We start from the raw sequence: 9,696 nt of genomic DNA, 5'->3' as shown, positions 1-9,696 counted from the left end.
ACTTCGTGTGGGTTCGTGACACGCTGCGGCTCGCCGGGTTGTTCCCGCTGAAGGCCGGGCTGGTGACCAGCCTCGGGTTCGGCCACGTGTCGGGTCTGGTCGCGCTGGTGCACCCGCAGGCGTTCCTGGCGGCGTTGGATCCCGGCCAGCGAGAGGATTACGCCCGCCGGGCCGCGGGCCGAGTGTTGGCCGGTCAGCGCCGACTGGCCTCGGCAATCGCCGGTGGCCCGCCGATGTATGAGCGGCCGGCCGGCCGCCGCTTCGACCATGACGCACCCGAGCGGCGTCAGGAGGCCGCGATGCTGCTCGACCCGGCGGCCCGGCTCGGCGATGACGACGTGTACGTCGGCTGATCGCGGCGCGCATGACCATCGTAGGAGTCGGCATCGACCTGGTCCGTATTCCCGACTTCGCCGAACAGGTCGATCAGCCTGGGACGGTGTTCGCCGAGACCTTCACCCCGGGTGAGCGCCGCGACGCCTCGGACAAGAGTTCGTCGGCCGCCCGGCACTTGGCGGCCCGGTGGGCGGCCAAGGAGGCCGTGGTCAAGGCCTGGTCCGGATCGCGGTTCGCGCAACGCCCGGTGCTGCCGGAGGGCATCTACGGCGACATCGAAGTGGTCACCGACATGTGGGGGCGGCCGCGGGTGCGCCTTTCCGGGGAGATCGCGCAGCACCTGGCCGACGTCAGGATTCATGTGTCGCTCACCCACGAGGAAGACACCGCCGCCGCCGTGGCCATCCTTGAGGTCTAACGCTTTAATCCCTGCTTATCGACATGTGCAGCTAAACACCAGCTTATGGTGGTTGCAGCAGGTTAGCGGCTGCGCCATGAAAGGTGGGCAGATGATGGCAGAAGGTTTACACCGGCGGCGCTTTCGCGCCGCGCGAGGTGTTCGGCGAGTGGCCGGGGTGGGCTCGGCCGCGGGAGCGATAGCCGCGACGGTGCTAACCCCGGGGCTGGGCGCCCCGGTGGCTCGCGCCGATGTGCTGGATGTGATGCTCGACCCGGTCATTGACCCACTGATGAGCGCGGCCGCTGTGGCTGGCGCCGGCGTGCCCGATCTGGGCGGGGCGGTGGCCGATGCGGGTGCGGCTCTTCCTGCGTCGACAATTTACCCGGTGGATTCGGCGCTGGTGTATTTCGTCAATGGCCTCAACAGCGCGGTCAACGGGTTGGTCCAGGACTACATCACCGGCCCGATCGGCCAAGCCCTGGATCCGATCATCAACGCGCCCACGGTGTTTTTGTTCGGGCGGGATCTGATCGGCAACGGCGTCGACAACTTCACCGGGCACAACACGTCACTGTTGGGTGATTCCGGGTTCTTCGGCGACCTCGGCGACGGCGGCTTCCTGGCCGGCAACGGGGGCACTGGGGTCACCGGGGTGGCCGGGGTCAACGGCGGGACCGGCGGGATCGGTGGCTCGGCCGGGCTGATCGGTGACGGCGGTACCGGCGGAGCCGGCGCGGCGGGTGCGCCTGGTGGAGTGGGGGGCACGGGCGGGCTGCTGCTGGGCGACGGCGGCGACGGAGGCGCCGGCGGGGCCGCCGTGGTCGCCGGGGGCACCGGCGGGGTCGGCGGAAACGGCGGCGCCGCCGAGTTGTACGGCAACGGCGGCACAGGCGGTGCCGGCGGCGAAGGCGCGACCGGAGCAGCCGGGGTGGCCGGTGCTGCCGGCACGCCCGGCACACCGGGTGTCACCGGTGTTCACGACGGTGCGGGTGGGACCGGCGGGGCTGGCGGCGCCGGCGGCATCGGCGGCACCGGCGGCAACGGCGGGGGCGGAGGTAACGGCGGGGCCGCCGGGTTGATTATCGGTGACGGCGGGACCGGCGGGACCGGCGGTGCCGCGGGTCTGGGCGGAACCGGGGGCATCGGCGGCACCGGGGGTGTCGGCGGCGCCGGCGCTGACGGTGGCGTCACTGTCGCCGGTGGCGACGGCGGGGCCGGCGGGACCGGCGGCGATGGCGGGCCCGGCGGCGCCGGCGGGATCGGTGGGGCCGGCGGTAACGGCGGGGCCGGTGGCGTGTTCGGCAACACCGGGGTCGGCGGCGGCGGCGGTCACGGCGGGCACGGCGGGGACGGTGCGGACGGCGGGCTTGGCGGCACCGGCGGTGCCGGCGGCACCGGCATCACCGCCGGCAACGGCGGCAGCGGCGGTCACGGCGGATATGCCGGGGGCGCCGGTGCCGGCGGTGCCGGCGGGGCTTGGGGTCTCGGCACACCCATCGGCCACCTCGGCGGAGACGGCTTCGCCGGCTACAGCGGCAATGGTGGCGATGGCGGGGCCGGTGGGACCGGCGGCGCCGCCACCAACGCCCTCGAGTCGGGCGGTGTAGGCGGCAACGGCGGCACTGGCGGATCGGGTGCCACCGGCGGCACCGGCGGGGGCGGCGGGGCCGGTGGCGCCAGCCCAAGCGACGGGGGTGTAGGCGGGAATGGCGGTGCTGGCGGTGCTGGCGGCACCGGCAGCGTCGTCGGCGGTGTCGGCGGGACCGGCGGTGCCGGCGGCGAAGCGACCGGTACGCACGGCTTCGGCGGCCACGGCGGCAATGGTGGTGACGGCGGGATCGGTGACGTCAACGTCGCTGGTGCCGGCGGAACCGGCGGGGACGGCGGCGCAGCGACTGGAACCGACGGCACGGGCGGCACCGGTGGCACCGGCGGTGAGGGCGCGGCCGGCGTCACCGGCGTCACCGGCGGTGACGGCGGGGCCGGCGGCATCGGCGGCGAAGCGACCGCCGCCGGCGGAACCGGCGGTGCCGGCGGAACCGGCGGGACCGGCGGAACCGGCGGCACCGGCTCCGCGCACGGCATTGCCGGCGGGATTGGCGGGACCGGCGGCGCAGGTGGTACCGGCGGCTTGGTCGGCGGTCAGGGCGGTCTCGGTGGGACCGGCGGCACCGGCGGCAACGCCACCGAGACCAGCGGTATCGGTGGCACCGGCGGAACCGGCGGCGAGGGCGGGACCGGCGGCACCGGCGACGGTGTGCCCGGCGAGCCTGGTGTGGCCGGTGAGCCTGGTGTGACGCCCACCGACGCGACCGGTGGCGCCGGCGGTGACGGGGGCGCCGGCGGGGCCGGCGGTAACGCGTAGCCATCGGCGCCGGCGTTGCCCGCTGAGGCGTCGACGTCGCAGTAATCCCGGAACCCGGTATGCCCTCCGGGTTTAGGAAACAGGGGACCCCGGAACGGGATACGACGGTTGGCTGACCGGGTTGGTGGGACACCACGGATTACGTGGCACACCCTGGCAGGGATCGAGCATGCTCGGCTGCGTCGGCAGCGGCATCATCTGGACAACCGTTGTCCTCGGGTAGTTAGCGATGGGATCGATGATGCTCGGGCAGGGGCCCAGTTCCTGCGTGTTGCAGACGAGCTGCAGACTCAAGATGCTGGGGAGCGCTGCGCCCATGTCCGGGATACCACAGATGTTGTGCGGGAAGAACTGAAGGCCCAGCGGGGCGGTCGTAACCTTTCCGGGGGTGCCGAGCTGGATCTGCTTGACGTTGACGGCCGCGCCCGAATCGTCGACGTTGCCGTGCCAGCAGTTGCCGGGAAGCGCGAGGTTTGACAACTCCGCGAGGTCGGTGTTGCTCGGGTTGCCGAAAAAGCCGTTGTGGCTCACGGTGTTGTTGGTGACCTCGTTGCCGAAGTTGTTGAAGAAGCACAACGACAACGCCCTCAGGCCGATGCCGGTTTCACAGTGGGAAGTCTCCAACCATTTTTGAGTGGTGACGTAGGGGGCCAGCAGCACGCCCCACGCGCCGTTGTCGTAGATGTGGTTGTCAGTGACGGTGTCGAACCGGCTTCCGGACATCAGGACGCCGGTTCCAATCGGAGCGCTGGCGGGGTCACCGGCTTGCGGCACGTTGGGGTTGTTGTTGTCGTGCACCGAGTTGTGCGTGAACACCCAGCACGAATGGGTCCCCGTCGGGCCGGTCTGGTTATTGGGGCATTTACCGGACTGCGGCGGCGGTGCGTCGTCGTTGTTCGCGGAGTTGGTGGAGAACCCCACCTTGTTGTGGTCGAACTCGGAGTACTGGATGACCAGGCGCCCGCCGGAATTGGTTCCCGCGTATCCTTCGGCGTTGTTCTGGCCGTGGGCGTGGTCGAGGATCGAGTTGCAGTCTGGGCAGGCGCCGATATAGAACGCGGAGTCGCTCATGTTGTTCGCGTACACCTGCGTGAACAGCCCCGGCCCGTAGGAGTTGTCGGCGTAGATTCCATAAGAGGCCGTCCGCCCCGCGTTGCTTTCGAAGTACGTCGTAGTCGCCGACAGGTAGGCGCCGCGCCAACTCCCCATCTGCGTTGTTCTGGTGTTATGGCCGCCGTTAAACCAGATCTCATTGCCACCTGGGCCTACTTGGGGTGCGGAGAGGAAGTTACAGGCGGTCATGTTCTCAATGCTGACCCCGTTCACCTCGTAGACCTGGATTCCCTGTCGGCCCTTGTTGTCCGGGCCGACAGTCTGGTCGGCCGGTGCGGAGCTGCACTGCGGTGCCCCCGGCTTGGTGCCGTCAAGCACGACGGTGTTGCGGTCCATGCCGCGGATCCAGATGTTGGGCGTGGTGACGAGTACCGCGCTCCCCGGCAACTCAGACAGCCCTGGGGGAGTGCGATTGCCGGGCTCTTTGTAGTCGCCGGGTCCGATGAGTATCCAGTCCCCGGGCTGGGCTGCGTCGACGGCGGCCTGGATGCTCGAGTACTGCCCGGGAATACCTTGATAGCTGCCGACGCGCAGCACCGCACTGGCGCGAGCCGGGGCGGCACCGGCCACGCCCACGACACCAGCGACCAGCATGCCTATGCCCGCGACGACGAACGTGCGCCGCCACCAGCGCATCAGCGCCCCTGATGTCCAGCCACGACGATCCTGCGATGCGGGCATCCCAAACTCCTCAGTTGTTTGTGGCGTGCCACCGACACTCAACTAGTTGAGGACACGGGAACCCCCGGAACGGGATACGACGGTTGGCTGACCGGGTTGGTGGGGCACCACGGGTTGCGCGGTACGCCCTGACACGGATCGGGCATGCTCGGCTGCGACGGCAGCGGCATCATCTGGACCACCGTCGTGCGCGGGTAGTTCGTGAGCGGGGTGGTCGCGCACTTGAAGACGAGCTCCGTGTTGCAGAGGAGTTCCAGACCGAGGATGCTGGGCAGCGGTGCGCCGGCGTCAGGGATTCCACAGAGGTTGTGCGGGAAGAACTGGAGTAGGGGCGGGGCGGTGGTGATCCCTTCGGCGCCGAGTTGAATGTGCTTGGCGTTGACGGCCGCACCCGAGCCGTCGACGTTGCCGTGGAAGCAGTTGCCGGGAAGGTGGAGGTTCGAGACCTCCGCAAGGTCGCCGTTGCTGGGGTTGCCGAAGAAGCCATTGTTGCTAAACCTGTTGTTGGCGACCTCGTTGCCCCAGTCGTCGAAGTAGCAGACCTTCAACACCCGAGCACCGACGCCGCCGTGGCAGTCGGCCGTCGCGTTCCAGGTGCCGATGGAGGGATACGGGGCCAGCAGCACTCCCCACGAGCCGTTGTTGTAGAAGTCGTTGTCGGTGACAGTGTCGAACCGGCCTCCGGCGATCGAGATACCGGTCCCCACCGGAGCAGCCGCGGGGCCGGTGCCGATGGCGGGCACGTTGGGGTTGTTGTTGTCGTGCACCGAGTTATGCCAGAACACCCAGCACGAATGGGTCCCCGTCGGACCGGTCTGGTTATTAGGGCACGTGCCGTCCTGGGGTGGCGGTTGGTCGGCGTTGTTCTGGGTGTTGGTGTCGAATCCGTCCTTGTTGTGGTCGAATTCGGAGTACTGGACGACGAGGCGCCCGCCGGAGTTGGTTCCCGAGTATCCTAGGGCCGAGTTTTGGCTGTGGGCGTGGTCGATGATCGAGTTGCAGTCCGGGCAAGCGCCGATGTAGAAGTTGGAGTCGCTCATGTTGTTCCCGTACACCTGCGTGAACAGCCCCGGCCCGTAGGTGTTGCTGATGAAGAGTCCATAGGTGGCCGTCGGCTTGGTGGTGCTTTCGTAGTACGTCGAGGTCGTCGACAGGTATGCGCCGCGCCAACTTCCCATCTGCGTTGTGCCGGTATTATGGCCGCCGTTCCACCAGATCTCATTGCCCCCTGGGCCCCCATTGGGTGCTGAGAGGAAGTTGCAGGCGGTCATGTTCTCGACGCTGACACCGTTGACTTCATAGACCTGCAGGCCTTGTCGCCCCTTGTTACCCGGGCCGATGTCCTGGTCGGCGGGTGCCGAACTGCACGGCGGCGCACCGGGCTTGGTGCCATCGAGCACGACCGTGTTGCGGTCCATGCCGCGGATCCAGATGTTGGGCGTGGTCACCAGCACGCCGCTGCCCGGCGTGGTGTCAGGCAGCCCGGCGGGAACGCGGTTGCCGGTCTCGTGGTAGTCGCCGGGTCCGATGAGTATCCAGTCGCCGGGCTGGGCGGCGTCGACCGCCGCCTGGATGCTCGAGTACTGCCCGGGAACCCCTTGGTAGTTGCCGACGCGCAGCACCGCGGTGGCCCGAGCTGGGACCGCACCGGCCACGCCGACGCCCGCAGCGACTAGCACGCCTACGCCCGCGACGACCAATGCGCGCTGCCACCAGCGCATCAGCGCCCACGACATCCAGCCACGACGATCCTGCGGTGCCGGCATCCCAAACTCCTCAGCTGTTTGCAGCGTGTCAACGACACTCAACTCATGTCAGCAACAGTGATTAGCCTTCGTCACAGCCCAAACTCGACACGGTAACCATTTGAGCTCGATCGTGCCGGGCGTCGAGCACTAACCTCAGCCCTATGAGCGATCTGGTGCAACGAGTCCGCGAGGTGTTGCCGTCGGTGCGCCGCGACCTGGAGAGCCTGGTTCGCATCGAGTCGGTCTGGGCCGACCCGGAGCGCCGTATCGATGTGTACCGCATGCGCGTGCTGGAACGTGCTGCGGTCACCGAGGCGCTGCTGTTAGACTTGCTGGCTCCTGGCGTGGACATGCGAAAACCCAGGGATTAAAAGTGTTTCGCACCGGCGCAGCTAGCGCGGCACGGTACGCGGACGTAGCCGAGGTCAGCGTGTCGGCCGTGCACGCGCCCGGTGGCGGCAAACGCGGCTACACAGACAGATCCCGGCGCAGCTTGGCGACGTGGCCGGTGGCACGGACGTTGTATTGCGCCGCCGCGATCTTGCCCTTCTCGTCGACGACGAACGTGGACCGGATCACGCCCTGCACGGTTTTGCCGTACATCTTCTTCTGCCCGTAGGCACCCCAGGCCGCCAGCACCGTGCGGTCCGGATCCGACAGCAGTGGGAACGCCAACCCCTCGGCGTCCCGGAATTTAGCGAGCTTGGTCGGTGGATCGGGGGAGATGGCGACGACGTCAAGCCCGGCGGCGTTGAGGTCATGCAGGTTATCCCGGAAATCACAGGCCTCTTTGGTACATCCGGGCGTCATTGCCGCCGGATAGAAGTAGACGACGACCCGACGGCCGCGATAGTCGGCCAGCGACACCGGGTTGCCGTCGGCGTCGGGCAGGCGGAAGGCGGGTGCGGTGTCGCCGGGCGTCAGGCGGGCGGTGTTGGTCAACGAAAACGTCCTTTCTGCTCACCGGCATCTCGCGCGCGGGGGGGACGGGTATCGGCTGCCTTAGGGTAGGCACCTGTTTCAGCTTGCGTGTGCTCGGGTGCACTTTGGTGTGTTCGAGCATTGCTTGTCGTAGGGCGAAGATAGGGTGGTACGCACGGGCGTGGCACTAAAAGACACCCGGTGGCAACGGCGGGCAGGGAGGACGAAAGTGGCGGAGCGGGATCCCGACACCATAAAGAAGGACATCGACCAGGCGCGCGAACAGCTGGCGTCAACGGTGGACATCCTTGCCGACCGGGCCAACCCTCGCCATCTCGCCGACCGTGTCAAAGCCGGGGTGATCGGCTTCGTCAAGAAGCCCGCGGTGGCGATCTCGCTTGGGGGACTGGGCGTACTCGGTGTGATGCTGGTGGTCCGCAAGATCAGGAACCGTTGACGCACCGCGGCCGCATCTGCCGGGACCGGCCCAGCGCCGCTCGGAGCGATCTGCCGGACGACCGGGATTACCGGGGTTGGTAATCGCGGTGCAGCGTCGTCCAGCTGATACGGCGCGTCTGACCGGTGTCGAGGCTGCGCGCCGCGAAGTAGGGCTCGCTGCCGCGTGCAGACGCCCCACTGACCACCTCGATTGTGCGGCCGTTTCTGCGTGAGAGCCAGACGCTGCCGATAGCGACCAGTGCGGGCCCATCGGTGGCGTAAGACCTTGTTCTGCCGGTGTGACGCGTTGTCGTCGCGAGTGAATGAGTCATCGGTGATCAACCCCCTAATGCGAGATGTTCGACGGGCATAATTAAGACCCCCTTGGGCATCAGTACATAGTGCGATGCCTAACACTGTAGTCCATATCTATGGAGTTATGTCAATCTTCCGCAGTGTTCGTCGCGACCAGACCCACTTTTGTGCGGGCGATCGCTCGACGCGCGACGTCGCTGGTGGGGGCATCGATCAGGCTCGCTGGCACACCACGCCGCGCACGTGGATGTCTTGTCCATTTTCCCCGTCAACGCCCCCCTTGCCCGACGTCTGCGGGGTTGTCGGCGATTGATAGCGCTGTTTTACCTGTGGGAACCGTGTGTCCGTCAAGGTGACCGCCGATAGCGCCGAGATTATCCTACACTGCCGCCGCCGTCGGGGCCAAGTTCCGTTGATCCCTGGTGCCGCGAATAAGCCTATCCCCCCTCGACTTGAAGTATCTATGGGGGCTAGACTTATAATCGTGAAGCGGCGCGACCTGCTCAAAGAACTCAAGGCGCTGGCGAAGGCTCACGGGGTCGACTACCTCGAAACCGAGGGCGGCAGCCACACCAGAGTCGAGTTCGGCGGGAAACAAACCACCGTGCCGCGCCACAATGAAATCAACGAGATAACGGCCAATTCGATCCTGAAACACATGAGAAGGGAATGATCCCATGCGCGCCACTGCTATCACTACACGCAGCGGAGGCTGGTGGGCTGTGGAGGTGCCCGAACTCCCCGGCTTGTTCACTCAGGTACGCCGTCTCGAACAGGTCGCTGCCGCCGTTACCGACGCCGCCGCCCTCATGACCGACGAGCCGGTCGATGAAGTTACCGTCCATCCGGTGTTGCCCGATGACCTGGAATCCGTCATCAAGCAAGTGCAAAACGAAGCGGCGAAAGCAGAGGCAGCCCAGCGCCGCGCCGCCGAAGATGTCCGCGCCCTCGTCGCCTGCCTACGAACCCAGCACGGACTCTCCGTTCGCGATGTCGGAACGGTACTCGGCATCTCCCCACAACGAGTGTCACAACTTCGGGAAGCGTCGCGGTCGGCCGGCTCGCCTAGGACAGATGTCACTCCGTCGCGGATTCGGGCCAGCATCGGGCGGCACCGGTAGTGACGTCGCCGACCGCTAGCACTACATCGACCGGGCACATGAAGCCCCGGACAACACCGCCGCGTTGGACAAGTTCAACCCATTTCCGTCGCATAAACGTGCACCTGGCGGTCATTTGTGGGTGGTCGGTGATGACTAAACACCCTCTCACCTGCGATGATGGTGCGCCGTCAGGGTTTCGAACCCCGGACCCGCTGATTAAGAGTCAGCTGCTCTACCAACTGAGCTAACGGCGCGAGACGGCCTGGACCGCGAGTG

Annotated in this window: 9 protein-coding genes, 1 tRNA gene and 1 pseudogene; 7 read left to right on the top strand and 4 right to left on the bottom strand. The window is 67.3% G+C overall.

All coding sequences use genetic code 11. The annotated features are described in order from the left end of the window. From AC2VOP_RS02645 to AC2VOP_RS02635, 3 genes are all read left to right on the top strand, one after another. Nucleotides 1–353 (top strand): hypothetical protein (locus AC2VOP_RS02645; RefSeq protein ID WP_486959529.1); only part of this gene is annotated, 353 nt, incomplete at its 5' end. Nucleotides 354–364: 11 nt separating this feature from the next. Next, nucleotides 365–754, top strand: coding sequence for a holo-ACP synthase AcpS (gene acpS / locus AC2VOP_RS02640; RefSeq protein ID WP_486959528.1), 390 nt, complete (start codon nt 365–367; stop codon nt 752–754). Nucleotides 755–845: 91 nt separating this feature from the next. Further along, nucleotides 846–3,101 carry a hypothetical protein gene (locus tag AC2VOP_RS02635; protein ID WP_486959527.1) on the top strand — a complete coding sequence of 752 codons (2,256 nt, stop codon included), beginning with the start codon at nt 846–848 and terminating at the stop codon, nt 3,099–3,101. A 72-nt stretch (nt 3,102–3,173) separates the two neighbouring features. Here AC2VOP_RS02635 and AC2VOP_RS02630 read toward each other — a convergent pair whose 3' ends face one another. Continuing rightward, the gene (locus AC2VOP_RS02630) at nt 3,174–4,895 is read right to left on the bottom strand and encodes a right-handed parallel beta-helix repeat-containing protein (protein ID WP_486959526.1); all 1,722 of its coding nucleotides are present in this window, start codon (nt 4,893–4,895) and stop codon (nt 3,174–3,176) included. Nucleotides 4,896–4,933: 38 nt separating this feature from the next. Beyond that, nucleotides 4,934–6,661: a hypothetical protein gene (locus AC2VOP_RS02625; RefSeq protein ID WP_486959525.1), complete on the bottom strand. Its 1,728-nt coding sequence runs from the start codon at nt 6,659–6,661 to the stop codon at nt 4,934–4,936. 143 nt (nt 6,662–6,804) lie between these two features. Between AC2VOP_RS02625 and AC2VOP_RS02620 the strand changes: the two are divergent. After that, nucleotides 6,805–6,924: pseudogene (locus AC2VOP_RS02620) on the top strand (hypothetical protein); the annotation flags it as partial. Between the two features lie 187 nt (nt 6,925–7,111). Here AC2VOP_RS02620 and bcp read toward each other — a convergent pair. Continuing rightward, nucleotides 7,112–7,585, bottom strand: a complete 474-nt coding sequence (gene bcp / locus AC2VOP_RS02615) for a thioredoxin-dependent thiol peroxidase (RefSeq protein WP_486959524.1) — start codon at nt 7,583–7,585, stop codon at nt 7,112–7,114. A gap of 208 nt (nt 7,586–7,793) precedes the next feature. Between bcp and AC2VOP_RS02610 the strand changes: the two genes are divergently transcribed. The 3 genes from AC2VOP_RS02610 to AC2VOP_RS02600 all read left to right on the top strand — a co-directional run bounded on the left by AC2VOP_RS02610 (nt 7,794) and on the right by AC2VOP_RS02600 (nt 9,438). Next, entirely contained in the window at nt 7,794–8,021 is a 228-nt protein-coding gene (locus tag AC2VOP_RS02610) for a DUF3618 domain-containing protein (RefSeq protein ID WP_486959523.1), read from the top strand. A gap of 780 nt (nt 8,022–8,801) precedes the next feature. Continuing rightward, complete coding sequence (locus tag AC2VOP_RS02605) at nt 8,802–8,990, top strand: type II toxin-antitoxin system HicA family toxin (protein WP_486959522.1); 189 nt, start codon at nt 8,802–8,804, stop codon at nt 8,988–8,990. 4 nt (nt 8,991–8,994) lie between these two features. Next, nucleotides 8,995–9,438, top strand: coding sequence for a hypothetical protein (locus tag AC2VOP_RS02600; protein WP_486959521.1), 444 nt, complete (start codon nt 8,995–8,997; stop codon nt 9,436–9,438). A gap of 160 nt (nt 9,439–9,598) precedes the next feature. On the opposite strand, the gene AC2VOP_RS02595 is transcribed toward AC2VOP_RS02600, so the two are convergent. Further along, nucleotides 9,599–9,674, bottom strand: a tRNA-Lys gene (locus tag AC2VOP_RS02595). Nucleotides 9,675–9,696 lie beyond the last annotated feature (22 nt).

It is taken from the genome of Mycobacterium sp. TH-M106, from assembly GCF_057473765.1.
This window is presented reverse-complemented; position numbering and strand designations above follow the sequence as displayed.